The sequence below is a fragment of the Blautia sp. Marseille-P3087 genome (genome assembly GCF_900120195.1).
In the GTDB taxonomy this organism is placed as follows: domain Bacteria; phylum Bacillota; class Clostridia; order Lachnospirales; family Lachnospiraceae; genus Blautia_A.
Genome location: NZ_LT635539.1, coordinates 41,664 through 68,426, shown reverse-complemented (window position 1 = coordinate 68,426; position 26,763 = coordinate 41,664). Strand labels below are relative to the sequence as shown.

The following is a 26,763-nucleotide window of genomic DNA, read 5'->3' as shown; positions in this document are numbered from 1 at the left end:
GTTTACAGAACATATAAAAAGATCAGTCCCAAAACCAATGTCGGAATACAGCACAATGCACACTTCCAAATACACGTAAAATCTTTTTTATAAATCAACTTCACGACTGCAAAGCTTCCGATCAACAATGGTGCCAGTATAATTCCCATAGAAGATACCAGACAACAGCTCAAATTTGCCATCAGCATCAATCCCCATGAATATTCCGCTTTTTCTTTCATAACTATTGTCAGGCACAGATACACCAGCATCGGAATCAGGATTGCTGCCAAAATCGCTTTTCCCTGCCACAGGCGAACCATCTGAAAATTACCTGCATTATAAACAGAATATGCCGAAAAACTACTGAGCACTGCCACGAGCAGCAAATAAATATCCCGGGCTTTTCGATCATTCGGAAACCAGCATCTGCTCAAAAGACTTTGAACCATATAAACTACACCCAAAAATACTGCCGGAAATACCACATGCGCCATAATCGCAGGGTGCAGTCCGGCACTCAGCTGACTGACTACCGCAAGAAATACCGGAAACGGAGAAAGGATATATCTCTCCGGCAATACCATATAATATCTGCCTGTATCAGGGTTCACTTCAAAAATAGTGTCCGTATAAACATCTGTTGTTGCACTTGCCACAAAGAAACTGTCATCTGCATCCATATGTGCCAGAAGCGCACACATTACAATCTGGCATATAATAAGAAGAAGCGCCAACGCAAGGTAAAACGTAATCTTATTTTCCCTTTTTTGTACACTTATCACATTTTGTCTCTTCTCTTTATTTCCAACAACCGATACAACTCCCACTACTGCCAGAAGTACTGCCACCCCACCATACAATACTGTCAGAATATGAAGGGGTGCCTTCAAAAAAGTCAATGGAAGTGTGAATATCTCCATCAATGAAAATAAGACCAGATATCCAAACGGCAGGCATGCTTCCGGACAAATGTCTTTTCTTTTTGACATAAACAGAATTCCGATTGCCGCCGGTACCAGCAGCAACCAGAATAATGCAAGTATTCCTTTCAGAATAATACTCATTTTATTTCTCCAATTTCTTTTTGAGGATTCCCATCGCAACCTTCTCCGGTGTGATCGGAAGTTCACGCACCCGGACGCCTGTTGCATTATAGATTGCTTCTGCGATTGCCGGACATGGAGTATCAATAACAAGTTCTCCGATTGATTTTGCACCAAACGGACCACTCTCTTCATAACTGCTCTCAAATGCCACACGGATGTTTCCAAAATCTTCTCTGGTCGGAATTTTGTACTGCATCAAAGAATTGTTACGGACCTTACCTTTTTCGGTATACTGAACCTCCTCAAACAGTGCCATTCCGATTCCCTGCGCAATACCTCCCTCGGTCTGCACACGGGCAAGATTCGGATTAATTGGTGTTCCACAATCTACGGCGGCCACATAGTCCAATACCTCCACAGTTCCTGTTTCTGTATCAACCTCTACTTCTGCCATACCCACCATAAACGGCGGCGGAGACAGCGGTGAAGAATGCTGTTTTACTACCTGAAGCTCAATATTATTGAAAAATGTACCCTTTAAGGCAATCTGTTCCAAAGATACTCGTTTCTCTTCTTCTTCTCCATCACAGAAAACATACGATCCGTCAAAATCCACTTTGTCCTGATCTACTTCGATCATCTGTGCGCCAAGTTCACAGATCTTTTTTCGAAGCTCCTGGCAGGCCTTCATAACTGCCACACCTGTGGTATATGTGGTTGAAGAAGCATAAGAACCGGAATCATATGGTGAAATATCAGTATCCACACTGAATACAACAATGTTTTCCATCGGTGTCTCAAGACAGTCTGCCGCGATCTGCGCCATGATGGTGTCACATCCGGTTCCCATATCTGTACATCCAAGTGCCAGAGTATAAGATCCGTCTTCATTCAACTTAATATCTGCGCCACCAACATCAACACCGGCAATCGAAGAACCCTGCATTGCCATAGCTACGCCAACACCACGCACCTTACCATTGCCCATATCACGGAACGGATATTTTGAATCCCAGTCCATCATCTCTTTGGCTCTTGCCATACATTTATCCATGGTACAGCTCTGTGCATAAGGAACATCCGGATATCCCGGAAGTGGGCCGCCCTCGATCGGCATGTTCAGCTCTTTGATTCTGACCGGATCCATGCCCATCTTGTGTGCCAGCTCATTCACTGCAGATTCGACAGCAAAGATTCCCTGCGTCGCACCATATCCACGATAAGCTCCTGCTGCCTGTACATTCGTATAAACTACATCAAACGCAAAACGATATGCTTCTGTGTGACGATAAAGACCTATAGATTTGTGTCCACTTAAGCCAACTGTGGTGGAACTGTGTTCGCCATATGCCCCCGTATTTGATAATGTATATACATCAATTGCTTTAATGATTCCATTTTCATCTGCACCGGCACGCACTGTAATTTCCATCTCATGACGCGGTGAAGAACAGATCATAGATTCATATCGTGAAAAGATCATCTTTGACGGACGACCGGTTTTCCATGTAACGATTGCCGGGTAAATTTCACTGACGGATGTCTGCTTTGCACCAAAACCACCGCCAATCCTAGGTTTGATGACACGCACTTTAGATGCCGGAATGTCCAACGCCCTTCCTACAATTCTTCGTACATGAAACGGAATCTGTGTAGATGAAAGTACAACCAGTCTGCCAAAATGATCCATATAACAGGCCGTACGGAAAGTCTCCATCATAGTCTGCTGATTTGCTTTTGTGTGATAAGTCTGCTCTACAGTATATTTACACTCGCTCAGGACTTTATCCACATCACCGTGCTCTTCCAGTGCTTCCGCGCACAAGTTACGTTTATTATTTCCACCAAGCGGGATTTTTAGTTTCCAGTTTTCTTCCGGATGAACCAGAATCGGATTGTCTTTTGCTTTATGCATATCAAGAACCGGTGCCTCGACACGATACTGTACTTTGATTCTTTTTAATGCTTTATCTACCGCTTCCTCGGTCTCTCCGGCAACAATTGCAACTACATCTCCGACAAAACGTACATGACGGTCGATGATCAGACGGTCATCCGGACTCATCTCCGGTGCTGTCTGTCCTGCCAGTGTAAAACGTTTCTGTGGAACATCTTTATAGGTAAGAATGCATGCGATTCCTGCAACCTTTTCTGCATTTCCGGTCTTGATATCCTCCACCCATGCGTTTGCATGCGGGCTTCGCAGAATTTTTACGATCAGGCAGTCCTTTGGAGCCAGGTCATCAGTATACACCGGTTTTCCAGTTACCAGTGCCATTGCGTCTGTTTTGCGTACAGGCTGATTTACATATTTCATTTTATGCTTCCTCCTGTGCTTTTTTGTATTTCAGAAATTTCAAAATGCTCGTTGTCTGAGAAACAAATCCTGAACATCTGCATAAGTTGCCTGCAAGATATTCTTTGATCTGTTCTTCCGTAGGCTCTTTGAGTTCACGCAGCATTGCAAATACATTCATAATAAATCCCGGATTACAGAAACCACACTGCTCAGCGCCTTCATTTGCAAGAAAGCTTCCAAACTCCTGCGCCTCTCTCTGCATTCCTTCCAGTGTCACAACTTTTTTGCCATCAATTCTTGCAGCAAGCACTGAACATGACAGTACCGGTCTCTCATCAAGTAATACGGTACAAAGTCCACAGTTTGCCGTCTCGCATCCTCTCTTTACACTGAAGCAGCCTTTTTCTCTCAGGAAATCAATGAGAAGCATCCCAGGTTCTATCTCTTCCTGGCGGTAAGCGCCATTCAGCCAGAAACTAATATTCATCTTTCATTCCTCCTACTGTTTCCCATGTTCTTCTTGTGAACACTTCAACAAGAAGTGTTCTGTATTCTGCGGAGGCACGCATATTTCCGGAAGTTTTGACATTTGCAGCCGCATATTCTGCAAACTTCCTGATGGCTTCCTCTCGCTGCTTTTTCGTCATATTCTTAAAATTTTTAAGAATATGATCTTTATCTTCAACTACAACAGCATGTCCCGGTCTTGCACCAATCACTGTCCGCGCTTCTTCTCCGATCATAGATGCTACGCATGTCAGTACCGGGAAATCCGTCTTTGTATTACGCTGGCTCATATAACAGACACGAAGAGGCTGTTTTTTTACAATAATATTGACCAGAATATCATTGTCCTTCTTACGGTTTACAAATTCTGTCAGCGGAATCTTTCCTGCATCGTAAAGTTCCACCCATGTATCCATACCCAGAAACATGGTCAGCACATCAGAAAATCCATAGCGTCCCCAAATGCTTCCCCCTACTGTCGCACAGTTGCGAAACTGCACTCCGACAATGTGTCGCAGGCTTTCCTGTATGGCTCCATGTGTGTATTCATTCAGACTTTCATTTATCTCCAGTTCCCGAAGTGGTGTCATACAGCCGATCACAAATTCATCGTCAAATTCCTGAATCGTATCCAGCCCCAGCCCCGAAAGATCAATGGCTGTGGAAATATTACGATTTCCCATCTTCAGCCACACCATTCCGCCAAGGACAATTGCTGTTTTTTTCTGATTCAGCTCATACGCTTCTGCAACGCTTTTTACTTTCACATAGCTTTTAATCTTTAGCATCTGTGTATCGTTTCCTTTCTGTCATCCAATTTCGAATATGCACAGGCATACTTAATTTAAGTTTAGCAGAATTTTTTTTAAATTTCCATAGTCATATCTATATTTTTTGTGTTTGTTTTCTGTGAAATATGCATAAAAAAGCCTTCTTTACATTGACAATGTCTTTTCACTGTCGATGTAAAAAAGGCTTTATATTCAATAAAGATCAACGGTTGTTGATAGCAGTTACAAGGGCGTCAATAGAGGCTCTGATAATGTCAGGATTCACTCCTGCGCCCCATGCAAGGGTGCCGTCCGGTTTCTGGATACCGACATATGCAATCGCTTTGGAGCTGGTGCTCTTTTCAAGTGCATGTTCCTGATAAGTTACCAGTGTAAACTTCATCTCGTATGCCTTCCTAAGTGCATTGCTGACTGCATCCAGACGTCCGTTTCCAGTTGCCTCAGTCGTGATGGTCTGACCATTGAAGGTAGAAGTTACCTGGGTTGTAATACCGCCATCTTTCTGCTGGAAATGAACTTCATTGATACTGTATGGTTCCACAATATTTTCAAATGTAGATTTAAACAGGTTGAAGATCTCATCCGGATGAAGTTCTTTATGGCTGTGATCGGAAACAGCTTTTGCTGCATATCCCATAGCTTCGCGCATTTTCGGAGGCAGGTTCAGACCGTATTTTGTCTCAAGAATATATCCGACTCCACCTTTACCAGACTGGCTGTTGATACGGATAACATCAGCATCGTAGTTTCTTCCGACATCGGTCGGGTCGATCGGCAGATACGGAACCGTCCAGCGACTCGGATCTTTTTCTTCTCTCCAGTGCATGCCCTTTGCGATAGCATCCTGATGAGAACCTGAGAATGCTGCAAATACAAGCGCACCACTGTACGGGCTTCTCTCATCTACTTTCATTCCGGTACATTCTTCGTAAACTTCGCATACATGCGGCATATTTGAGAAATCCAGTTCAGGATCCACACCCTGTGAAAACATGTTCATGGCAAGTGTTACAATATCTACATTACCGGTACGTTCTCCATTACCAAACAATGTTCCTTCGATTCTGTCTGCGCCTGCAAGCAGTCCCATCTCAGAATCTGCAACGCCACATCCACGGTCGTTGTGCGGATGAAGAGATACAATCACATTGTCACGATATTTTAAGTTTTCACACATATACTCGACCTGGCTTGCATATACATGCGGCATGGAGTGCTGTACAGTAACCGGCAGGTTGATGATTGCTTTGTTGTCTGCAGTTGGTTTCCATACATCCAGGACTGCGTTGCACACTTCCAGTGCATATTCCGGCTCTGTTCCGGTAAAGCTCTCCGGGCTGTATTCAAACTGGAAGTTTCCTTCTGTCTGATCAGCCAGTTCTTTCAGAAGTGTTGCACCATCTACGGCAATCTTTAAGATTTCTTCTTTTGATTTCTTAAACACCTGTTCTCTCTGTGCAACAGAGGTAGAGTTGTATACATGTACGATTGCCTTCGGAGCACCTTTGACTGCTTCAAAAGTCTTACGGATGATGTGCTCTCTGGCCTGTGTCAGTACCTGGATCGTTACATCGTCCGGAATCAGGTTCTGCTCGATCAGTGTACGGATAAAGGTATATTCTGTTTCAGATGCAGCCGGGAAACCAACTTCGATTTCTTTAAATCCAATCTCAACAAGCAGTTTGAAAAATTCCACTTTCTGCTCAAGGCTCATCGGGATTACCAGCGCCTGGTTTCCGTCACGCAGGTCTACACTGCACCAGATCGGGGCTTTATCTACATATTCTTTTTCTGTCCATTTCATACATTTTACTGGTGGCATAAAATACTGTCTTTTGTATTTTGTTACGTTTTTCATGATCATTCCTCCATTTTCGCTGAATGTTTTGCTGTGCAGAGCAAAAAAAAATCTCTCATCTCTACAGACTACTGTAAGAGACGAAAGACAACTATCTTCGCGGTACCACTCTTATTTATGAACGGTTCATACACTCATGGGATACGGAACTAAAAAGTACTTATATCCTCTCCATATAACGGTGGATACCGTCTGCGCCTACTATCCATTATGGAATTCGGACAGATGCTCAAAGGCGAGTTCCATGAATTCCTTCTACTGTCTCGCACCACCCGACAGTTCTCTGTGCTCCAGTCCTCACGTACTATTCCTCATCAAAGCATTTCGCATATTTTGTCGATGCATAAAGACTAACATGTCAACGGATGATTGTCAAGTGGGAATTTACTTCCGCATAGCCCTGAATTTACTTCCGCATAGCCCTGAATACGCAAAAACGCCCTGCCGTAAGCAGAGCGTCCCCACATTTTTCTGATATCAGCCTTTTAATCTGCACACCATATCCCAGAGTGCTTTTGCTGAATTAAAGTTATCCGGAATAATATCTGCCGGAGTGATCGTGATGTCAAATTCATCCTGTAATTCACTTACGATAGACAGAATTGCAAAAGAATCCAAAATACCATCATCGATTAAAGTTGTACAGTTTTCATAATCTGCGTCTGGCTGAATGTCTTCCAGAATTTCAATTAATTTTTCCATTTTAGTTCTCCCTTTAATTTTCTGAATTTAAAACATCAGTATGTATGCCATCCCGCACTAAATGAAGTCCATCTGCCTGTGTCCAGAAATAGATTTTCGGAAGCGGACGACTCAGAAACAGATAAATTCCTTCTGTTACAGAATATGCACCTACTCTTTCAAAAACCAGTATATCACAAATTTTCGGATTTCGCAGTGGAAATTGTTTTACGATCACATCACTGACTGTACAAAGTGCACCACATAAGTTCCAGTGTTGTTCTTCATCCCCGGTCTTTTCATGGCCTTCAAAGTCCAGTTGACTGCAGTACGGATGTTTCATCGCCATTGCCTGTCCATAATAATTTAAATGATTGATACCTCCATCCAGTATTACATATGGCTGTTCTTTGTTTACTTTCATATCTACAATCGATGTGATGTAATATCCACAGGAGGCAGCCAGAAACCTGCCCATTTCAAGAACGATCCTGCCTTTAAACTGCAATCCATCAAGAATTTCTACAAATTCTCCCAGAAGTTCTTCTGTCCGCATACTTTTATCTTTCACAAAATATGGTACAAAGAATCCCGGACCGTATTCAAGTGTCCTGATCTCCATCCCACCGATTTCCTCTAACTCTCTGATAAAAGTATCCAGATGTTTCAGTTCTTCCTGCATCTGAGACAGATTTCTTTTCTGTGTTCCGGAATAAAACTGTATTCCCTCAATCTCTATACCTGTATATTTTTCTCTTTCTGAAATTATTTTACGTATTTCCGCTTCATCAATACCAAACTGATTTCCACTTGTAACACGTATCAGAACCGACAGGGTTATTCCGTGGCGGACTGCAGTATCATTCAGTACTTCCAGATGCTGAAGTGACTCCACTGTATAAGTTCCCCTGTTTCCGTAAGTATCCAGCATATAAGCTATATCATCCGGATTTTTGTATACGCCTGAAAGTACAATTTTTTCCATTGGAATCCCGGCTCTTTCACAAATTCGAAATTCTCCCGGTGAGCATACTTCCAGAGAAGAAACAATCTCCAGCATCGGTTTTATCAGAAATGGATTTGCTTTCATCGCATAGCAGATTTCTGCTTTCCCGGTCAGACATCTTTTGACTTTTTCAGCGAATTCTTTCATTTTATCCAGATCAAAGACATATGCCGGTGTCGGTATATGTTCTTTTTCTATCAGTTGGTTCATAAATCTGTATTCTGACATTACCTGTTGTCCTCCTGATATTCTGTCATAAGTGCTTTGCGGTCGATTTTTCCGTTTTTAGTAAGCGGCATCTGTTCCACCTGACGAAATGCATTTGGAACCATAAACGCTGGCAAATACTGCTTTAATGCTCTGACGATCTCTTTTCGCTCAACATTTCCTTCATAGAAAGCTACAATTTTACTTTTACCCTGATCAAACAGACAGCAGCTTCTTATTATCTCAGGGATTTTATCCATTGATGCCTCTATTTCTCCCAATTCGATCCGATGTCCCATGTGTTTAATCTGAAAATCTTTTCTTGTTGCAAAGCATAGTTCACCCAGATTATTATAATACGCCAGATCGCCGGTACGATACATTGGTTCCAGATATCTGTCATTAAGCGGGTTCTGTACAAAAGCCTTTGCTGTCTGCTCCGGATTTCTGTAATATCCAAGTGCAAGTGCACTTCCGGTTACACATACTTCTCCATTCTGATTTCTTTCTTCCACAAGGTGATTCTCTTCATCCAGAAGGAATACTTTTTCATTCGGAAAAGCTTTTCCCATTGGAAGGACATCACCCGGCTGAAATTCTCTGTTCACAACGTAATATGTACAGTTACAGGTAATTTCTGTCGGACCGTAAATATTTACATACATCGTATTTGGAAGATATTTTCTCCAGATATTCAGATGCTTCACCGGCATGCTTTCACCTGAAAATAGAATTTTATTTATCTTTTCCGGTACCTTATATTCAAATCCATTCAGAGTTGAAATAATGCACAATGCAGAAACTGCCCATACTAATGTAGTAACTTCTCTCTCAATCAGAAAATCGATCAGTTTAGTCGGGAAAGAAAATAACTGTTTCGGTATAATCTGTACAGTTGCACCGGTCTTCAGCCCGGAATAAATATCCTTCACAGATACGTCAAAATCCCACGGCGCCTGATTTCCGATAACATCCTTTTCTGTAATATTAAACAGCTCCGTAAAACAGTCAATAAAGTCCAGAACTGAACGATGTCCCACAACAACACCTTTAGGAGTTCCGGTAGAACCCGAAGTAAAAATACCATACAGCGGATCTACATCTACTGCCTGATTTCTGATGGTCTCCAGTACTATCGGATCTTCCTGTACAGCATTAAGCTCCGAAAGCATAAGAACCTTCCCCTCAAAGCCCAGTTTTTCCAGATCCTTTAAATATTTTTCTGATGTGATGATGACTTCACTTTGCAGAATATCCAGAATCTGATTCAGACGGCTGGCCGGCTGTTTCGTATCAATCAAAACATAAAAACAGCCTGCATAGACAGCTCCCATAAACACACCTATTGTCTCAACGCTCTTTTCCATAAAAACCGGAATCGGATTTCTCGGAGCAATATATCTGCTCAACGCTGTTCCTATCTTTCTGCCTGTGCATTCCAGTTCCTTAAAAGTACAGGAGGTATTTTCATCTGCAAACGCAGTTTTATCCGGATATTTTTGTGCCGACTTCTCCAGATATTCCAGAATGTTTTTCTTCATTTTTCTCCCTTCTTTCTTTCAGTCAGTCTGCCGACTCTGTTTGGTTCAGTACCTGTGCAAGGACTTTTGAGTATGCTCTTGCAGCATCTCCGTTCATATGCCCGTCATAATCGGTATATGCCTTTGCATTATGTGTGAATGCTTTAAAATATTGTGTATTAAAATTGATATAATCCACACCCTGTTCCTCAAAGAATTTACCGAAATATTTCCATGCGGCATTGTAATTGTCGCTGTGGTCTTTCAGTGTCGCAATTGGAACCGGTGTTGTTACTGCCACAAATTCAATATCATTCTCTTTACAGAAATCTATCAGCTTCTTCAGATATTTCATATTGGACGGAGTTACTTTGCCATCTTCATATAATTTGATATCTGTCTTTTTCAGTTTAGAAATGTCCACTGGATATCTCTCGATAAAACCGCTCTCATGATATTTCTGTGAATCGCTCTTAAGATCTGTAATGCTGTAATCCTTTTTTATTTTCTGAAGGAATGTTTCCTTCACTTTTGGCACTTCATAACTGAGAGAATATTCATACCAGGGAAACAGGATCGTACGGAAATTACATTTTGCGATTGAGTTCCAGAAATATTCCAATTTTGCCTTTGAAAAAGGAAATTCATGATAAAACAGCAGGTAATTGTTGCCTTCTTCTTTCTCTGAAACAAAATATCCCGGATCCACTTCATAAATAATTCTTTTCGGATTCTGTTTCTCAGCAACCAGTCGGGCAAGATAATACGCATCAATTCCGTATTCTCCGCCCACACATAAATTATGTCCTGTTCTTCCGGTGATTTCTTCCATCACTTCAGGATCAATATCCATTTTTCCATGAGAGGTGCCCAGAATAATATCATCAAACTGTTCGCTGACGACAGCATGAACATCATTTCTCATAAATGTACATGGATAAAGTGCAGTATCCAGCCCTTTTAGAAGGATACCACATATTACAAGTACAAGAACTGTTTTTAATATTTTTTTAGAACTGTGCATAAATAAAACCTCTCGCTACCGCTGTGGAACCAAAGAATCCGATGGAAACCAGCAGACAAAAATATACTGCAACTGTAACAGGAAGAGGAAGTTTTGCCAGGGATTCCCTGATCTTCATACCTCTCTCCTGAAGTACACTGACTACAAATAAGATTACACATCCTACCGCAAGGATAAGAAGCGCATATGGTGTGAATGCGGTTCCCTGCTTGCCTGCCGGAATCTGTAAAATCTGCGACGGGTTAAATCTGGTCACTGACAGTTTCATCATATGCAGTGCAACTCCCATATCGTCCGGACGGTCAAAATACATACTGATCACAGTAAGGATAAATGTCCTGATCACCGTGAACACATAATACCATGTTTCTTTTCCGCTGATATGAAGTTTCTTTTTCCAGCTGCGATAATTACCTGCCATAAGACCACTGAACGCTATGATCAGACCGTTATACAGACCATAAATAATATATTTCCATGCTGCGCCATGCCATACACCAACTACAAAGAAAACAATAATATTTGCAAGACAGATTGGAAGTGTACGACCTGTCTTTCGGCCGAAGACTTTTTTAGCCCATTTGCTAAAACTTCCCATCCAGCGTGACAATGTAACCGGATAAAAAACATAATCCTTCATCCATGTACCAAGCGTGATGTGCCAGCGATGCCAGAAATCTGTAACGGAAACTGCAAAGAACGGACGCTTGAAGTTTTCATCCAGTTCGATTCCAAACATAGACGCAATACCAATAACAACATCCATTCCTCCGGAAAAGTCTGCGTACAGCTGAAGCGTATACAAAAGAATTCCAATAAGTGCAAGTCCGCTGTACTGATCCGGATTTGCAAAAATCTCATCTACAAATACCGCCGCCCAGTCTGCAAGGATCATCTTTTTGAAAAAGCCCCATAAAATACGCTCAAACCCTCTGGCAATATTTTTTCCCTCGAATTTATGTGGTGCATAAAACTGATTTGCAAGACGGCTGTATCTTCCGATCGGCCCCTGAAGGATCTGCGGGAAGAAAGATACAAACAATGCATATTTCAGAGGATGCTTCTCAGCCTCACATCGTTTCCAGTAGACATCCAGAAGATAGCCGGATGACTGAAAAGTATAGAATGATATTCCAAGCGGAAGCAGGATTGCCATACCCCTTAAATTCATATGAAACAGCGCATTCAGATTTTCGATTGCAAAATTAGTATACTTAACTGCCCCAAGCATACCAAAGTTTAAAATCAGGCCAAGAATCAATATATTCCGTGCTGTCTTATGATTTTCCTGCGCTTCCATTTTTTCGATCATAAGTGCAGCAAGCCATGTGACGATCGTAGAAAACAGGATAAACACAACAAATCTCGGACCACCCGCTACATAATAAATGTAACTGAATACAAGAAGTACCAGCCACTGCCATTTATGAGGCACTATGTAATAAACCAGTACAGATGCAGCCACAAACAGCAAAAAAAGATTTGATACTAACGACATAATAATTCTCCTGAGCAAATCATAACAGGGCGCTGCACTAATTCCTTAATGCAGCGCCCTGCCCTTTTCTTTTCATTTAATTTAAAATTGCATTATCCAGACAGCCGTCAGCGGAACCACCCTCATCTGATCCACTGTCATCTGATCCTGCAGCATCATAGCTGTTGTCATCGTAATCATAACTGTTATCATAATCATAGCTTTCATTATAATCATAGCTATTGTCGTAGCTTTCCGTTGCCGGCTGCGCAACCGGAGCAGCAGTAGGTGTCGGTGCCAGAGCTTTTTCGTTTTCCAGAGTATTAATAGATTTCTTCTGGCTGGCGCTGTCAAATACAAGATATGCTACGCTTCCTTCCAGATGAAGTTCTGCTTCCTCTGTATCCCCAAACGGGAATGTATGGATTTCAGATGTTGTTCCATCTTCAAAAGTAAGCTGAATATTATATTTCGGAATTTCTTTTTCCTCTGTATTCTCAGCATTTTCTTCTGTCTTGGCATCCTCTGTCTTTTCTGCATCTGAAGTTTCATCTTTTTTATTCAGATCAAACCACAGTTCGCGTTCTTCGTCTGCTGCAAACTTGTCGTCTTCTTTCAGAAAGTTATCCGGATACTTTTCATCTTTTTCATTCTTAATGGTAAAACCGGTAATCACTTTGCCAGTCAGGTTTTTGAGTTTGACATCCAGAATGCCTTCTGTCTCTTTCTCCGGTTTTTCACCGATGGTCTTTAATTCTTCTGTTTTTTCTTCAGAAGTCTCATCTGCTTTTGCAGTGTCTTCTGTCTGTTCTGCGGTATCTGCTGCCATAGCTGTCTGTGCAAATAAAATGCTGCTTCCGAGCATTGCTGTCATTAAAACTGTTACAATTTTTTTCTTCATTATTTTAATTCTCCTGCTGTCTCTTATTTTGTTTTATAATATTTCAGAGTTCCCTTCTGTCCGTATCTGATCTGATATCCGGTGTAACCCTTTTTGCCATACTCACTCTGGAAGTTTGGATCATATACATAAGTTCTGTTTCTGATTTTGATTTCAACCCATGCATGTGGCGCTTTACCTTTACCTTTTGCCACATAACCGCTCACATATTTTGCATTATATCCTGCAACTTTTGCCATCTGATAGAATGTAGCAGCCTGTACATAACAGTCACCACATCCTCTCTGGAAACCATACTGAGCATAGTAGATTGCATTTTTTCTTGCGACTCTGTAATTTGCTACATAACGCAGAGAAGAAGACCAGTTAAATGCCTTTTTCAGGTTGTTACCACATCTCTGATAACGAATTGCTGCCAGTGTCTCGACAGCTGACAGTCTGGTCGCACGTCCATTTCTCGCAATTTTATAATAAATTCTGGAATTGTATCTGTAATACGGTCTGTTTGTCACCAGTCTGCCGTTTTTTGCAAAAACATACGTATATCTGCCAATTTTCTTTACACCGGTAACTTTTCTGCCATTTTGGTCGTAATAATATCTGCCATCTTTACTCCATGTATTTTTTAAAGTTTTTGTGGTTGTAGTAGCTGCTGCAACTGTCTGCACTTCCATAACCGGAGCTGCCACCGGAGCTGCTGCGATCACAGCACTGAGAATCATTGCGGTAATTTTTTTATTCATTTTCATTTATTTTTCTCCTCTTTCTTAATCTCTCTGCATAATACCTTCTACAACTTCTGCACTTGCTCCCTTTCCTGCCGGGCGGAACACACTCAGTGCAAGGCTGCCATAAATATAAGTTACATCGGAGCCGTTTCCAAAACATGAATCTTTGCTGATATGCATCTTACTGTATTTGCCAAGTAATTTTTTAATCTGTCTTGCGTTCTTGTATGTTTTTGATGCATTTCTGTATACAGTTGTTTTTTGTCTGTTAAACACACCATTTGAATTGAAGTAATACAGTCCCGGCATTGCATCTTCAGAAGTAATTCCACAACGAATCCCCTTCATCATGTGTCCCTGATAGTCAAAGCCGTAATATCTGCCGTTAATTTTTTTTACAACAATTCCGGTAGTTCCTACATAGTTCCTGTCTGCATGATATGCTCTGCCATTTTTGTCAAAGTAAAATCTGAAACTTCTGTTGCCAACTTTAATTGTACGCCACTGATTGCAAACTCTTTTGCCGTTTTCGTAACCATAATATTTGTTTTTAAGTACCGTTTTAGCTGCTGCCTGCACCTCAACCGGCTGTGATGCTGCTAAAACAACCGGTGATGCTACAAGAAGCATGAGTAGCAGCATTGCCATGATTTTTTTTAATCGTTTCATGTCTCTTCTCCTTTTTCGATTCATATTCTGTGATTTTGAAATTATGTCCGTTACTCAACCTATCACAGGTTACATTATAATATATCTTTTACATAAATTCAATGCATCAGGGCTAATTTAATATAGTAAAAAGCTTCGAAATACATAACTGTATCTCAAAGCTTTTCTCCATTCTGTCCTCAATCGGGGCAACAGGATTTGAACCTGCGACCTCACGGCCCCCAGCCGTGCGCGCTACCAAGCTACGCCATACCCCGGTGAGGATTATTATATCAAGCAGCCTGCGGTTTTGCAACCGTTTTCTCTATACTTTCTTCTATCCGTTTCAGTGCCGGATACTGATTTTATTGCGTATAACATCTGTATGACTATACCTGTCATATTTTGTCTTTTTATTTGCAAATGTAACTGCTGCTTTTTTATTATTTTTGTCAAGTGTTACTGTTCCTGTCCGGTCATTCAGACTCACATTTGCCGTCTGTGCTGTAATACTTTCAAATACATAACGTAAAGTTTTCTTCTCACTGACCGTGTACCTTCCCAGCGGAATAGTCGAAAACGTACAGCTCAACACCGCATATCCTCTATCTGTCGGATATTCACCCTTACGAAACTCCACAAAATCCTCATACATATGCGAAATACCTTTTCCATCTGTTCCGGTCACACAGAATCGAAAAACAGGATTTCCATGCGCCCATATAATGTCCTGCTCTCTGATTCTTTTTGTGATCACAATCTGCCCGTCCGGAATTTCTCTCGGAATTTCTCCTTTTACCCACGAAGAATTTGTCTGCTGCGTATCCTTTATTTTATCTGATACAATTGTTCTGGACGCCTTGTTTTCAATCGAATAAGCACTTCCATTCTGACTTATATGATTATGTGAACTTATTACTGTATTACTTCCGGCTGTAACTTTTATCCGAAAATAGTATGTCACATCATTAAATGCCTCTTCACTTTTCAGATAAGATGTGTTTGCAGTAAATGTAATCGTATTTTTCGTATTCTCAATTCTGAATCTGGATGTCACATCTTTTCCTGCTGAAGTTGTAACGCTTCCACTTCTGAATTTCAGACAGGAATCTAGTGTATCTTTCAGAACAAAAGAGCTGTAGGAGCCAGGCATCAGCCTCTGCGCAATCACATAATCATAATTTTTTCCTTCCTTTATGCCATATGGAGGATCTGTCCGCGTAGATTCATGTTTTGTCATACTGTTATAAGCAGCACCGTCATTTCCCACTCTTTTTTCCGGTTTGGGGTTCGGTTCATATGTACCTACTGTTTTCCCTGTTGTCAGAAAAAACGCATTCTGCGGATACGTCTCATTGTTCCAGCTCTCCTGAGAATTCCAGTTCAGCATAAAGTATCCGTCAAAGTCAAGCTGGCACCATGCTTTCACATCATCAGTATCAATATCTTCTCCTTCCAGACTTGTCAGCTCATTGTAAACGGCGCCATTTGCAATCATAGCCGTTGTTTTTTTCAGATAATTATAGCCTTTGCGCAGATAAATCCGATTTACACCCCAACCATCATAAACACGAATTCCCTGTCCTGCATCCAGATCCTTCAATGTCACATGTCCTTTTGGAGAAATTTTATTCTGTGTTGCATGATCCAGAAATTCAAAACGAAATCTTACAGTTCCCACTCCAATTGTATTAAATGCAATTCTGTTTTTGTAAAACAATATACATGGAATAATATTTCTTCCATCATTTCCTATATGATTTTTATTTACAGGTCCCCATTTCACTGCTGTCACTTTCAAATCTACAATTTTCCCATTATACTCCCCTACATTACTATATATGGCAGTAATAGGATCTGCATAATCCTGATCATCAATTACGCATCCCAAAAATGTTTTACAGTATTCTTCCGTAAATCCACGTTCATCGCCATACCAGTTATGCATTTTAGTATTCAAAGTTCCATTATACCTGCTGATAGAAACAAGACTGCTGGTATTTGCCCGAAAGGCATAAGTAAATGCATATTCGCTTCTCATCTGATAATCAGCAGCTACCCATTTCACCGGGACGCTGCTCGTTGCTCTTGCAACCATTGCTTCAGGATCTGCTGCGTCAAATTCACCGGCCTCATCTCCTTCTGTCGAAAACACCTCCTCTGCCACTGCCTCTGCTCCATTGTCATTATCCGCTGTCTCAATCGATATATCCGGGAATTCCGCCGCTGCATCTTCGTCCGGTATATCTTCTGTCAGATTCTCTTCACATTCCTCAGCATCAATAATAATTTCATCTGTGTCATTCTCTCCATCTGCTTCGTCTTCTGCTGTGTCCTCTGTGTCCCCTGTCTCATCTTCCTCACTGTCCGCTCCATTTTCCAAACCTTCCATACTTTGATTCAGATCCACAGCCTGTTCTGTTTCCGAAAAAGCTGCTGCTGATTCTACAGGCAGCGACATTCCATACCACAAACTTAAAATCATCCCAACCATAAGACAGATACCCGTGATTTTTCTTTTCATGATTTTTTCGCCCCTTTCCATTTTTTTATGACTGGTATACTGATGCCAGCTGCAAGAAACAGTAAGAGCATAAGTTCTACCGGCATGGGATCACCTGTTTTTACGGACGATTTCTGTTTGCTGCCAGTATCCTTAACAGATGACTGAAAAGAATCCCCGGAAAAGCTTTGATCTTCATTTTCGCTTTGTTCTTCTGTCGTATCCATCTCAGAAGTTTCATCTTGAACAGAGAATATCCACGAAACATCTGTTTTCTTTAAAGCCCATGCATTATCCCATTCTTTCGGAATTTCCAGTGAGAATTTAAGTTCACCTGACGCTTTGCTTTTAAAAACTCCAAGCGAATGATTCTTTTGAAGTTTTGCAGCATCCAGTGTTCCACTGTAAAGTACATTTTTTCCCATGGAAATCTGAAAGCAGATATTTTTCAGCATATCCATTTTTTCTTTTGATCTTCCCTCTGTACTGATTCTGAAAAAAATCTCCGCATCCTTCTTTGTCGTATTTGACACCTTTACTGTATCTGCCAGAACATCTCCAGGCATTGCCGTTTCCAAATTCGCAAAGAAATCATCCGGGACTGCAATCAGTTTGTGTGCTTTTCCCTGAAATTCCACAGACAGTTTTCGTTCACCCTTTTTGCAGATCATTGTTCCATTTGTTTCATGGACACAATCCTGAATTTCCTGATTTCCCCACGGTGACATGGCGTTAAAATCCGGTTTGAAATTAGCAGCCTGTATCGCATCCGCCTGCACGGTAATATTCAGTTTCTGCCCACTATGCTCTTCTGTCCATCCTGCTGGAACAGATACACTCTGAAAAAGATCCACAGATTCCTGTTTTTTCAAAACCTTCGCATAATAATAGTAATCCCCTCGCTTTATCCACCCTGCTGAAATTCCTTCTATATTACGGTCACTCAACATTCCCATATCGTCTTTATCGCTTCCGTAACTGATATGCGCCCGTATCCAACATGGAAGAGCCCTGTTCTTAATACGCGGAATCTTTGAAATCCGTTCGCCAGGAAATATATATGCCGGATCACGATATTTCACTTCTCCGTTTCCTTTTCGCGCAAACTCTGTCATATTTATCCGAATATCTCCCATGGTGATATGATTTTTGATTTCCAGACTGTCCGAAAAATAGCCATAAACACCTGTTGCCATGCAAAGCAGCGCAGCAAGAATTCCAACCAGCATTTTTCTTTTTTTCTTCACATGTCCACCTGCCTTCTCAACCCTGTTTTTCATAAGCTGCCCATGCTGCCTGATAGGATTCATATGGTTTTGCCTCTACCGACTCCTCATAGACCTGAATTTGGAAATCCTTCAATTCCTCCCAGTATGTTTTTTCAATTTTTCCTGCTTCTACCATGAACCCTGTACACAATGGTCTGGTCGATTCTCCTTCTTTTAATACATTTTTGTAATAAAAAAATCCATCATCGCTGTATACCCAATCGGTCGTATTCAGTCCTTTCATTGTGACAGCCCTGCCGATATCGCTGTTTGAATATTCCAGAGAAACGCGCACAAAACAGTCTACGCTCATTCCCTCCGCACCCTGTTCACGATTTGTTACCCATATTTTTTTCGTGATATCCGTATTCTTATCCGGTACAATCGGCGTCGGAGAAGGAAATTCTTCTCCGATTTCAGTTGTATTATTTCCCACACGTATGATATTTTTTGCTGTATCAAAAGCACTCTGATATGCTGCTATTCCCTGCACAGTCACCAGAATCCCCATTGCAGCCGCCAGAGCTGTGATTCTCTTCTTCCTTCCTGTCATACTGTTTCCTGCTTTCTGCTATTCCGTTACTTTTCCATCCTGCTCTCTGTTCTGATTTACATATTTTTCATAGGCTGCTTTAATCTGTTCCGGAAGATTATCGGAACTGCCACCTGTATAAGATGTCTGTATTGCATAGGCTCTGACCGGAATTTCAAGTGTCTGTCCGTCCAGCTGCCCCTCAATCAGATTCAGAAACTTTACAGTATCAAATAAAGTTTCCGAGGTCTCCTGCGGTTTCAGTATTTTGGTGTACGCATATGTATATACCCTCCGGTTTTCTATATTCTGCGCATTCAGCTGCATCCAGCTGTCTTTTGCTTCAAAGGAAAATAACTCCTGCACTTTTTTACCAAGACGCTCACCATTTTCTGCCGCCGCCTCCACATTCGCCATCGGAATTGAAACTTCCATATATACAAATGCATCATTTGTTCCTGTGTTCGTAATCTGCGGATCTTTATGAATTACTTTTGACGGTTCAATTATCCTATTTTCTTCAGGTTTCCATTCCGGCTCTTTCAATTCGATATCAACCTTTCCGACTGTAAACTCATTGGATACTTTCTCATAATCCGTCAGATACGCAGACACGCCTCCAACTGATGCCAGACATAAAATTCCTGCCAGTGCCATAATTTTCACTGTATTTTTTTTCATATTTGTTTTCTGCGCCTTTTTTCGATGCGCTCTCCTTTCCATTCAATTACCAGAAAGACCAGTTCCTGAAAGATCATGAGCAGCAACAGCATTCCCACTGTTTTATCCTTTAAAAGCTCTGCTGCATAACCTACAAGTGGAACTGTCAGAATCACCGTTCCTATGATCTGTTCCGGTTCCAGCAGTGATACATCCTCCATATTATTTGCATCACCTTTTGTTATGTAACTCTGTTTCTGTTTTGCAACTACTCTGTGACTGACTTTTCCCTGCGCATTTTGAAACGTCACAATATCTCCGACAGATGGCTCTGTTCTTTTTGTATCTGTAAAAACAATTCCTCCTGTTTTTAGCGTCGGTTCCATAGAACCAGACATAACAATATCCACAGAAATACCAATCTTCGGTAGAAAAAAAACAGCAAGACCGAAAAAGCCGATCACAGTCAGTAAAATTCTTGCGGCTTTTTCCGCAATTCGCATAAATCACCTGCTTTCTTATCGTGGAATAAAATACAAAAATAAATGGATTTTTTGCAGATCTGCATTGATTGATAAAATTAAGATTGTCTTAAGATGGTTTAATCTTATGCTCTGAGCGCATAAAAGTCAATAAAATTCGTTCGTCATGTTTTGACAGGATGATACGTCAAAAAACGACACATCCAAAAGGATGTGCCGTTATAATCGAAAATTTACTTAGTTATTAATGAGCTTGTCTTCGCCGTTCCAGCTGTACAGTTTACGGATTTCTTCGCCAACTTTTTCTGACGGATGTTCGGAAGCAAGTTTTCTCATTGCTTTGAAGTGAACCTGTTTTCCTGCATCAGACATATCAAGCAGGAAATCTTTTGCAAATGTACCATCCTGGATATCTGTAAGGATCTGTTTCATAGCTTTCTTTGTTTCTGCTGTAACAATCTTCGGTCCTGTGATATAATCGCCGTACTCAGCAGTATTGGAGATGGAATATCTCATTCCTGCGAATCCTGACTGATAGATCAGGTCAACGATCAATTTCATCTCATGGATACATTCGAAATATGCATTTCTTGGGTCATATCCGGCTTCGCAAAGTGTTTCGAAACCAGCCTGCATAAGTGCAACAACACCACCACAGAGAACTGCCTGCTCTCCGAAAAGGTCTGTTTCTGTCTCTGTACGGAATGTAGTTTCAAGAAGACCAGCTCTTGCTCCACCAATTGCAAGTCCATAAGCAAGTGCTTTGTCAAGTGCTTTTCCTGTATAATCCTGCTCTACAGCTACCAGACAAGGAGTTCCTTTTCCAGCCTGATATTCGCTTCTTACTGTATGTCCAGGTGCTTTTGGTGCAATCATAGTAACATCGACATATTTTGGTGGAACGATACATCCAAAATGAATGTTGAAACCATGAGCAAACATCAGCATGTTGCCTTCTTCAAGGTTCGGCTCGATATCTTCTTTGTAAAGTTTGGCCTGTTTTTCATCATTGATCAGGATCATGATGATGTCAGCCTGTTTTGCAGCCTCTGCTGCTGTATATACTTTAAAGCCCTGTTCTTCGGCTTTTTTCCAGGACTTGCTTCCTTCATACAGACCAACAATGACATTGCATCCGGACTCCTTTAAGTTCAGCGCATGTGCATGTCCCTGGCTGCCATAACCGATAATCGCAATTGTCTTACCATCCAGTAATCCTAAATTACAGTCTTCCTGGTAAAAAATCCTGTTTGCCATCTTTGTTTCCTCCTAAGCTATTCGTAAAATAATATTTATCGTTAAAGGGCTGTACCCCTTAGCAAACGTAATAAACTACTATGTAAAATGCCCTGCATCCTACAGAAATTTTACATCGCTGGCACCACGTGAAAGTCCTGTGATACCTGTTCTTGCAAGTTCCAGTATCTCATATTCACCGAGAAGGTCAATAAAAGCACCGAGCTTACTCTTACTTCCGGTCATCTCAATGACTAAAGAAGTCTTACCGACATCAATGACATTGGCACGGAAAATATTTGCAATGGAAATAATTCCCTCTCTCTGCTCCGGCCGCGCTGCGACCTTCACAAGTACCAGTTCTCGGCTTACACTGTTATCCGGTTCGAGAACCTTAATATCTCTTACATCTACCAGCTTTGCGAGCTGTTTTGTAATCTGTTCCAGAATCATCGTGTCTCCACTGCATACGACTGTCATTCTGGAATATCGTTCATCCGCAGTCACGCCGACTGTCAGACTGTCAATATTATAACCTCTGCGGCTGAAAAGACCGGCAATACGACTTAATACACCGGCAGTGTTATCTACTAACAGGGACAAAATTCTTTTCTGCATAACGCACCTGCTTTCAAGTTACTGTTCACTGCATTTACAGCAGTGTTTTCAATACTTTAATCTTTTAAACAATTCCATCGTAAAATTGTCTGCATGTTTATCATTATAGCAACATTACATCGTTTGTCAATGCAAAATTTTGTATACATTACAATTTTAAAACACTTTTTTGTATTTTTATACAAGGTATTTTTTGCGCAGAGCCTCGATCGTTTTCGGATTCATGTACAGTGCTTTTTTCATAAACTGTTCAACTGAACCATAGTCTTTTTCGATGGTTTCGAATACACAGTCAAGGTATTCTTCTTTTACACGATAAAGCAGACGTATCTTGTCCATGGTTTGGTTGTCCACGATCATCTTTGACTCCAGATAGCGAACCATATGATTCATTTCCTCATCAAGATAAAGATTTGTTTTCATATAGTCTTCATAGATTGTCTCTCTCGGAACCCCAAGTGTACATAGGAGAAGCGCCGTTCCCACACCTGCACGGTCTTTGCCGATGCTGCAGTGCCACAATACTGCCCCTTCTTCCTGATGAAGCAATACATCCAGAAAACGCGCATACTGTCTGACGCTGTAGGAATCATGCACCAGTGAAGCATACTGGTTCAGTACTAAATCTTCCGGAATATCTTTAAAACTTTTTATAATCTCATCCAGTTTTCCGGATCTGGTAATGCCGGTCGTTTCCTCGTCCACAATCGGTATATCGCAGTATTGTACTCCCTCCATAACTATATCCGGTTTTTCCAGAACTTCCGATTTTGTGCGGAAGTCGATCACAGTCGTCAGATGATAGTCTTTCATCAGAGTATCCTGATCTGCAATCGAAATATGATAAAGTGTTCCGCTTCGAAGAAGTCTGTGCGGAAGAATATGGCGTCCGTCTGATGTCATCAGTGCACCCAGATCTCTTGTATTCGGAAGACTCTGGAGCGGAATCCTGCCGCCTTTCGGAAATCCTGTCACAATGTTCGGATTCAGTGCTTTCAATAACTGAATACAATCCTGAATCTCACGGTCCGTCAGATCAAACTGGTATCTTTTTTTACGGCGTGTAATTATGACCAGCGAACTGGTACTGAACTGCTTCTGTGCCCCGCCTTCTACTCCTTCTTTTCTTTTGTAAGCCCATAAGATATCTTTACATGGAAGATAATTCATCATCATATGTTTGGAAAAAATGAGATTACCATCCTCGATTCTTATTTTTCCGTATTTCATATTTTCTCCTTCTATATAAGCCCTAAATGTTCAAGTCCGTTACGAATACCGTAATGGAACATATCCGTCGTTACATAATCGGCCAGTTCTTTAATCTTCGGTGAAGCATTTCCCATTGCCACCTTTGTTGCTGCATATTCAAACATGGACAGATCATTGTTACTGTCTCCGAATACGATCGTGTCTTCCCATGCGATATGAAAAATCCTGCAGACTGCTGCAATTCCGACTGCTTTATTACATCCCTTCGGAACCATTTCAATCGTATTTCCCACAAAGTTATTAGATTCGTGATAGATCATATCATAATACAGAGAAAGTTCTGCGCATGCCTGCTGCGCATTGCATCCTTTTTGTTTCTTTGCACTGATCTTGTTGATGTGCATACAGTTTTCATTTCCACAGATCGGTCTCCACTTTTCTCCAAGTGATTCTGTGATCAGATCAGTATACCAGTTCACATCTGTCGTATATTCATCCTTATCATAATACATATAGTCGGCACCTTCCATGACCGGAATCAGCCCATATTTACGAAGTATCTCAACAGAAAGCTTTGCTACCTCCGGTGTTCTTTCGTTATTATACAGTCTTTTTCCGTCTTTTTCGATGGTCGCACCACATGCACTGATGATTCCTGTAAACGGAATCTGTTCCAGATACCAGGATACAAACGCCCGGCTTCTTCCGGTACAGAGCCATGCCTGATGTCCGTTGGCAACCAGCTTTTTGATTGATTCTACTGCACTGTCCGGTACTCCTTTTTCCATATCGCAGATAGTTCCATCCGCATCAAAAAAAACTGCTTTTTTATCACTCATTGTATTGTCCTTCTTTTCTACTCTATATGGCAATCTGTTATGCAAAAAGTTCCCCTGCCACCCGGATCAGATATTCTGTATCTTTTACACCTGCAGTCTCATAAGGAGAATGCATGGCAAGCTGCGGAAGTCCGATATCTACTGTATTCATTGCAACCTGTGTATTGGAAATATTGCCCAGTGTCGAGCCACCGGCAATATCAGACCGGTTTACAAACGTCTGATATGGAACATCCGCCTTTGCACAAAGCTCTATAAACTCTGCAGCAGATACTGCATCTGTACAATACTTCTGATTTGCATTATATTTAATGACAATTCCCTTATTCAGAACCGGATGATTCACCGGATCTGTTTTGTCTGCGTAATTCGGATGAAGCGCGTGTGCATTGTCCGCAGAAACCATAAAACTTCCGGCAAGAGTCATCAGATATTCTTCATAAGTTCTGCCAAGCCCTGTATTGATACGAAGAAGTGTGTCCTTCAAAAAAGTAGATGCCGCCCCCTGTTTCGTGCCGCTGCCGACTTCTTCATTATCCAGCACACAATGTACTGCAATATTTTCTCTCGTTTCTGCCCGCAGAAGTCCCTCCATAGAAGAAAACGCACACTGCAAGTCATCCAGCCGTGCGGAAGAAACAAATTCCTGATCTACGCCCCATATCGTACCCGGCATACGATTATACAAAAATAAATCGTGGCTGAGAATATCTGATCTGTCGGCCCCGATCTGCTCTGCAATCATTTCCAGCAGCGTTCTGTCTGTATTTTCTGCTGCAAAAAGAGGCAGCATATCTTTCTGCGGATTATATGCGGTTCCGTTGTTTGCCTCACGATTCATATGAATAGCAAGATTCGGGATCATCACCAGATCGCGTTCTATGTTTACCAGCTTTTCTACAAGTCCGCCATTCTCTCTAACAATGACTCTGCCGGCTATGGAAAGCGGACGGTCAAACCACGGTGCCATCAGCATTCCGCCATATTTTTCCACATTCAGTTTTACATAGCTGCCGTCCACTTTCATTTCCGGATTTTCTTTTATCTTGAATGTCGGAGAATCACTGTGGCTTGCCATAATATGAAATGCAAACGGCGGATCTTCCGGTATGGCAAAAGCAATCAGTGCAGAATTATTTCTGGTCACTACATATTTTCCACCCGGTATGAGATTCCAGTGTTCTCTCTCCGAAAGCACCTGAAATCCACCTTCCGTAAATCGTTTTTTCATTTCATCCACTGCCTGAAATGCAGTCGGACTTTTCTCTATAAATTCCAGTAATTTTTCTGTTGTTTCTATGTACATCTGTAACAACTCCTTGGTCCCGGATCGGGTATTTTCTTAACTGTTCAGTTCCCGCACAGTTACGGGATACTGCCTGCTGAATACTACGTATATTCTTAAAATATTTCACTACGATTATACGGTATATTTTTTCGTATGGCAACGAAAAAGAGGCAGTTTGTCAAAAACCACCTCTTTACACTGCCCAAAGGCATGGTTGTTTATTCAAATTTTTATAATGCCTTGATTCTTCTGAGGGCTTCCTGTGTATTTTCATAGCTTCCGAAAGCAGTCAGACGGAAGAAGCCTTCTCCATGAGCACCAAATCCTGATCCCGGTGTACCTACTACATGTGCATTTTCAAGCAGATAATCAAAGAAATCCCAGGAGCTCATATTGTTCGGAGTCTTCAGCCAGATGTACGGTGCATTCACGCCACCTGATACGGAGTATCCTGCCTCTTTCAGTCCGTTGTAGATCGTATGTGCATTTTTCATATAATATGCAACCTGCTCTTTCAGCTGTGCCTTTCCTTCCGGAGAATAAACAGCTTCACCGGCGCGCTGTACAATATACGGTGCACCGTTAAATTTTGTTCCATGCCGTCTTGCCCAGAGGTCATGCAGTGCAACACCTTCTCTTATAAGATCTTTCGGAACAACGGTAAACCCAAGGCGGACACCTGTAAATCCGGCATTTTTTGAAAAGCTTCTAAGCTCGATCGCACAGGTACGTGCACCTTCACATTCATAAATACTGTGCGGAACATTTTCTTCTGTAATATAAGCCTCGTATGCCGCATCATAAATGATCACTGCACCATTTTTATTTGCATAATCTACCCATTCCTGAAGCTTGTCCTTTGTGATTGCCGCACCACTCGGATTGTTCGGGAAGCAGAGATAGATCAGATCCGGAGTCTCTGTCGGAAATTCCGGAAGGAATCCGTTTTCCTCCAGACACGGCATATAGATCACATCGTCAAAGTTTTCTCTTTTTGTATTATACGCTCCGGTACGGCCCGCCATAACATTTGTGTCAACATAAACCGGGTAAACCGGGTCACATACAGCTACTTTATTCTCAATACCAAAGATTTCCTGAATGTTACCGGAATCACTCTTTGCTCCGTCAGAAACAAAGATTTCATCTGCATGAATGTCACATCCGCGTGCTTCGTAATCGTTTTTTGCAATTGCACTGCGTAAGAATTCATAACCGAGATCCGGTGCATATCCATGAAATGTTTCTGCATTAGCCATCTCGTCAACGGATTTATGCAGAGCTTCGATGATCGCCGGTGCCAGCGGCTGTGTGACATCTCCGATTCCCAGACGTACGATCTGTATATCCGGATTTGCTTCCTGATAAGCTGCTACTTTTTTGGCAATTGTGGAAAAAAGATAGCTTCCCGGAAGTTTCAGGTAATTTTTATTTACTGTAACCATAATAT

The 26,763-nt window shown here is 41.5% G+C and carries 24 protein-coding genes, 1 tRNA gene and 1 other annotated feature; all 25 genes read right to left on the bottom strand.

Annotated features, from left to right (window positions below):
- Nucleotides 1-2 precede the first annotated feature (2 nt).
- Entirely contained in the window at nt 3-1,046 is a 1,044-nt protein-coding gene (locus BQ7344_RS00295) for a DUF6077 domain-containing protein (RefSeq protein ID WP_072520925.1), read from the bottom strand.
- Nucleotide 1,047: 1 nt separating this feature from the next.
- On the bottom strand, nt 1,048-3,345 hold the full coding sequence (locus BQ7344_RS00290) for a xanthine dehydrogenase family protein molybdopterin-binding subunit (protein WP_072520924.1): 2,298 nt from the start codon (nt 3,343-3,345) through the stop codon (nt 1,048-1,050).
- A 1-nt stretch (nt 3,346) separates the two neighbouring features.
- Nucleotides 3,347-3,814: a (2Fe-2S)-binding protein gene (locus tag BQ7344_RS00285; protein WP_072520923.1), complete on the bottom strand. Its 468-nt coding sequence runs from the start codon at nt 3,812-3,814 to the stop codon at nt 3,347-3,349.
- Nucleotides 3,804-4,622 (bottom strand): FAD binding domain-containing protein, encoded by an 819-nt coding sequence (locus tag BQ7344_RS00280; RefSeq protein WP_072520922.1) that lies wholly within the window; start codon nt 4,620-4,622, stop codon nt 3,804-3,806. The genes BQ7344_RS00285 and BQ7344_RS00280 overlap by 11 nt, the downstream gene beginning before the upstream one ends.
- A gap of 205 nt (nt 4,623-4,827) precedes the next feature.
- The gene (locus tag BQ7344_RS00275; RefSeq protein WP_072520921.1) at nt 4,828-6,483 is read right to left on the bottom strand and encodes a 2-isopropylmalate synthase; all 1,656 of its coding nucleotides are present in this window, start codon (nt 6,481-6,483) and stop codon (nt 4,828-4,830) included.
- Nucleotides 6,484-6,556: 73 nt separating this feature from the next.
- Nucleotides 6,557-6,810, bottom strand: a binding site (T-box leader).
- A 150-nt stretch (nt 6,811-6,960) separates the two neighbouring features.
- Nucleotides 6,961-7,185: an acyl carrier protein gene (locus BQ7344_RS00270; protein ID WP_072520920.1), complete on the bottom strand. Its 225-nt coding sequence runs from the start codon at nt 7,183-7,185 to the stop codon at nt 6,961-6,963.
- Nucleotides 7,186-7,198: 13 nt separating this feature from the next.
- A complete protein-coding gene (locus tag BQ7344_RS00265) occupies nt 7,199-8,398 on the bottom strand; it encodes a diaminopimelate decarboxylase family protein (RefSeq protein ID WP_083585446.1) in 1,200 nt (399 codons plus the stop codon).
- Complete coding sequence (locus BQ7344_RS00260; RefSeq protein WP_072520919.1) at nt 8,398-9,918, bottom strand: amino acid adenylation domain-containing protein; 1,521 nt, start codon at nt 9,916-9,918, stop codon at nt 8,398-8,400. The genes BQ7344_RS00265 and BQ7344_RS00260 overlap by 1 nt, the downstream gene beginning before the upstream one ends.
- Before the next feature lie 22 nt (nt 9,919-9,940).
- The gene (locus tag BQ7344_RS00255; protein WP_072520918.1) at nt 9,941-10,921 is read right to left on the bottom strand and encodes a hypothetical protein; all 981 of its coding nucleotides are present in this window, start codon (nt 10,919-10,921) and stop codon (nt 9,941-9,943) included.
- Nucleotides 10,908-12,419: an MBOAT family O-acyltransferase gene (locus BQ7344_RS00250; RefSeq protein ID WP_072520917.1), complete on the bottom strand. Its 1,512-nt coding sequence runs from the start codon at nt 12,417-12,419 to the stop codon at nt 10,908-10,910. The genes BQ7344_RS00255 and BQ7344_RS00250 overlap by 14 nt, the downstream gene beginning before the upstream one ends.
- A 76-nt stretch (nt 12,420-12,495) precedes the next feature.
- Nucleotides 12,496-13,299: a hypothetical protein gene (locus tag BQ7344_RS00245; RefSeq protein WP_072520916.1), complete on the bottom strand. Its 804-nt coding sequence runs from the start codon at nt 13,297-13,299 to the stop codon at nt 12,496-12,498.
- A gap of 23 nt (nt 13,300-13,322) precedes the next feature.
- Nucleotides 13,323-14,048, bottom strand: coding sequence for a transglutaminase domain-containing protein (locus BQ7344_RS00240; protein WP_072520915.1), 726 nt, complete (start codon nt 14,046-14,048; stop codon nt 13,323-13,325).
- Between the two features lie 18 nt (nt 14,049-14,066).
- Nucleotides 14,067-14,696, bottom strand: coding sequence for a hypothetical protein (locus BQ7344_RS00235; protein ID WP_072520914.1), 630 nt, complete (start codon nt 14,694-14,696; stop codon nt 14,067-14,069).
- 183 nt (nt 14,697-14,879) lie between these two features.
- Nucleotides 14,880-14,953: transfer RNA gene (locus BQ7344_RS00230), tRNA-Pro, on the bottom strand.
- 68 nt (nt 14,954-15,021) lie between these two features.
- Nucleotides 15,022-17,199, bottom strand: a complete 2,178-nt coding sequence (locus BQ7344_RS00225) for an isopeptide-forming domain-containing fimbrial protein (protein WP_072520913.1) — start codon at nt 17,197-17,199, stop codon at nt 15,022-15,024.
- Nucleotides 17,196-18,488: a hypothetical protein gene (locus tag BQ7344_RS00220; RefSeq protein ID WP_235816007.1), complete on the bottom strand. Its 1,293-nt coding sequence runs from the start codon at nt 18,486-18,488 to the stop codon at nt 17,196-17,198. The genes BQ7344_RS00225 and BQ7344_RS00220 overlap by 4 nt, the downstream gene beginning before the upstream one ends.
- Entirely contained in the window at nt 18,442-18,999 is a 558-nt protein-coding gene (locus BQ7344_RS00215; RefSeq protein WP_072520911.1) for a hypothetical protein, read from the bottom strand. The genes BQ7344_RS00220 and BQ7344_RS00215 overlap by 47 nt, the downstream gene beginning before the upstream one ends.
- Nucleotides 19,000-19,017: 18 nt before the next feature.
- A complete protein-coding gene (locus tag BQ7344_RS00210; RefSeq protein WP_072520910.1) occupies nt 19,018-19,659 on the bottom strand; it encodes a TasA family protein in 642 nt (213 codons plus the stop codon).
- Nucleotides 19,656-20,141 carry a signal peptidase I gene (locus BQ7344_RS00205; protein ID WP_072520909.1) on the bottom strand — a complete coding sequence of 162 codons (486 nt, stop codon included), beginning with the start codon at nt 20,139-20,141 and terminating at the stop codon, nt 19,656-19,658. Before BQ7344_RS00205 ends, BQ7344_RS00210 begins: the two co-directional genes overlap by 4 nt.
- A gap of 216 nt (nt 20,142-20,357) precedes the next feature.
- On the bottom strand, nt 20,358-21,377 hold the full coding sequence (ilvC, locus tag BQ7344_RS00200) for a ketol-acid reductoisomerase (RefSeq protein ID WP_015543106.1): 1,020 nt from the start codon (nt 21,375-21,377) through the stop codon (nt 20,358-20,360).
- A 99-nt stretch (nt 21,378-21,476) separates the two neighbouring features.
- The gene (gene ilvN, locus BQ7344_RS00195) at nt 21,477-21,974 is read right to left on the bottom strand and encodes an acetolactate synthase small subunit (protein WP_072520908.1); all 498 of its coding nucleotides are present in this window, start codon (nt 21,972-21,974) and stop codon (nt 21,477-21,479) included.
- A gap of 177 nt (nt 21,975-22,151) precedes the next feature.
- Nucleotides 22,152-23,204 carry a tyrosine-protein phosphatase gene (locus BQ7344_RS00190; protein ID WP_072520907.1) on the bottom strand — a complete coding sequence of 351 codons (1,053 nt, stop codon included), beginning with the start codon at nt 23,202-23,204 and terminating at the stop codon, nt 22,152-22,154.
- Between the two features lie 11 nt (nt 23,205-23,215).
- On the bottom strand, nt 23,216-24,025 hold the full coding sequence (locus BQ7344_RS00185) for a Cof-type HAD-IIB family hydrolase (RefSeq protein ID WP_072520906.1): 810 nt from the start codon (nt 24,023-24,025) through the stop codon (nt 23,216-23,218).
- 37 nt (nt 24,026-24,062) lie between these two features.
- Nucleotides 24,063-25,331, bottom strand: coding sequence for a M18 family aminopeptidase (locus tag BQ7344_RS00180; protein ID WP_072520905.1), 1,269 nt, complete (start codon nt 25,329-25,331; stop codon nt 24,063-24,065).
- A 212-nt stretch (nt 25,332-25,543) separates the two neighbouring features.
- Nucleotides 25,544-26,758, bottom strand: a complete 1,215-nt coding sequence (locus BQ7344_RS00175; RefSeq protein WP_072520904.1) for an LL-diaminopimelate aminotransferase — start codon at nt 26,756-26,758, stop codon at nt 25,544-25,546.
- Between the last annotated feature and the right edge of the window lie 5 nt (nt 26,759-26,763).

Excerpts from the sequence above, each read along its gene's own strand:
- BQ7344_RS00285 (WP_072520923.1), bottom strand. The coding sequence starts at position 3,814 with ATGAATATTAGTTTCTGGCTGAATGGCGCTTACCGCCAGGAAGAGATA.
- BQ7344_RS00250 (WP_072520917.1), bottom strand. The coding sequence starts at position 12,419 with ATGTCGTTAGTATCAAATCTTTTTTTGCTGTTTGTGGCTGCATCTGTA.
- BQ7344_RS00225 (WP_072520913.1), bottom strand. The coding sequence starts at position 17,199 with ATGAAAAGAAAAATCACGGGTATCTGTCTTATGGTTGGGATGATTTTA.
- BQ7344_RS00220 (WP_235816007.1), bottom strand. The coding sequence starts at position 18,488 with ATGAATCCTATCAGGCAGCATGGGCAGCTTATGAAAAACAGGGTTGAG.
- BQ7344_RS00180 (WP_072520905.1), bottom strand. The coding sequence starts at position 25,331 with ATGTACATAGAAACAACAGAAAAATTACTGGAATTTATAGAGAAAAGT.
- BQ7344_RS00270 (WP_072520920.1), bottom strand. The coding sequence starts at position 7,185 with ATGGAAAAATTAATTGAAATTCTGGAAGACATTCAGCCAGACGCAGAT.
- BQ7344_RS00280 (WP_072520922.1), bottom strand. The coding sequence starts at position 4,622 with ATGCTAAAGATTAAAAGCTATGTGAAAGTAAAAAGCGTTGCAGAAGCG.
- BQ7344_RS00260 (WP_072520919.1), bottom strand. The coding sequence starts at position 9,918 with ATGAAGAAAAACATTCTGGAATATCTGGAGAAGTCGGCACAAAAATAT.
- BQ7344_RS00235 (WP_072520914.1), bottom strand. The coding sequence starts at position 14,696 with ATGAAACGATTAAAAAAAATCATGGCAATGCTGCTACTCATGCTTCTT.
- BQ7344_RS00290 (WP_072520924.1), bottom strand. The coding sequence starts at position 3,345 with ATGAAATATGTAAATCAGCCTGTACGCAAAACAGACGCAATGGCACTG.
- BQ7344_RS00240 (WP_072520915.1), bottom strand. The coding sequence starts at position 14,048 with ATGAAAATGAATAAAAAAATTACCGCAATGATTCTCAGTGCTGTGATC.
- ilvN (WP_072520908.1), bottom strand. The coding sequence starts at position 21,974 with ATGCAGAAAAGAATTTTGTCCCTGTTAGTAGATAACACTGCCGGTGTA.
- BQ7344_RS00255 (WP_072520918.1), bottom strand. The coding sequence starts at position 10,921 with ATGCACAGTTCTAAAAAAATATTAAAAACAGTTCTTGTACTTGTAATA.
- ilvC (WP_015543106.1), bottom strand. The coding sequence starts at position 21,377 with ATGGCAAACAGGATTTTTTACCAGGAAGACTGTAATTTAGGATTACTG.
- BQ7344_RS00275 (WP_072520921.1), bottom strand. The coding sequence starts at position 6,483 with ATGAAAAACGTAACAAAATACAAAAGACAGTATTTTATGCCACCAGTA.
- BQ7344_RS00190 (WP_072520907.1), bottom strand. The coding sequence starts at position 23,204 with ATGAAATACGGAAAAATAAGAATCGAGGATGGTAATCTCATTTTTTCC.
- BQ7344_RS00210 (WP_072520910.1), bottom strand. The coding sequence starts at position 19,659 with ATGAAAAAAAATACAGTGAAAATTATGGCACTGGCAGGAATTTTATGT.
- BQ7344_RS00205 (WP_072520909.1), bottom strand. The coding sequence starts at position 20,141 with ATGCGAATTGCGGAAAAAGCCGCAAGAATTTTACTGACTGTGATCGGC.
- BQ7344_RS00185 (WP_072520906.1), bottom strand. The coding sequence starts at position 24,025 with ATGAGTGATAAAAAAGCAGTTTTTTTTGATGCGGATGGAACTATCTGC.
- BQ7344_RS00245 (WP_072520916.1), bottom strand. The coding sequence starts at position 13,299 with ATGAAGAAAAAAATTGTAACAGTTTTAATGACAGCAATGCTCGGAAGC.
- BQ7344_RS00175 (WP_072520904.1), bottom strand. The coding sequence starts at position 26,758 with ATGGTTACAGTAAATAAAAATTACCTGAAACTTCCGGGAAGCTATCTT.
- BQ7344_RS00295 (WP_072520925.1), bottom strand. The coding sequence starts at position 1,046 with ATGAGTATTATTCTGAAAGGAATACTTGCATTATTCTGGTTGCTGCTG.
- BQ7344_RS00265 (WP_083585446.1), bottom strand. The coding sequence starts at position 8,398 with ATGTCAGAATACAGATTTATGAACCAACTGATAGAAAAAGAACATATA.
- BQ7344_RS00215 (WP_072520911.1), bottom strand. The coding sequence starts at position 18,999 with ATGACAGGAAGGAAGAAGAGAATCACAGCTCTGGCGGCTGCAATGGGG.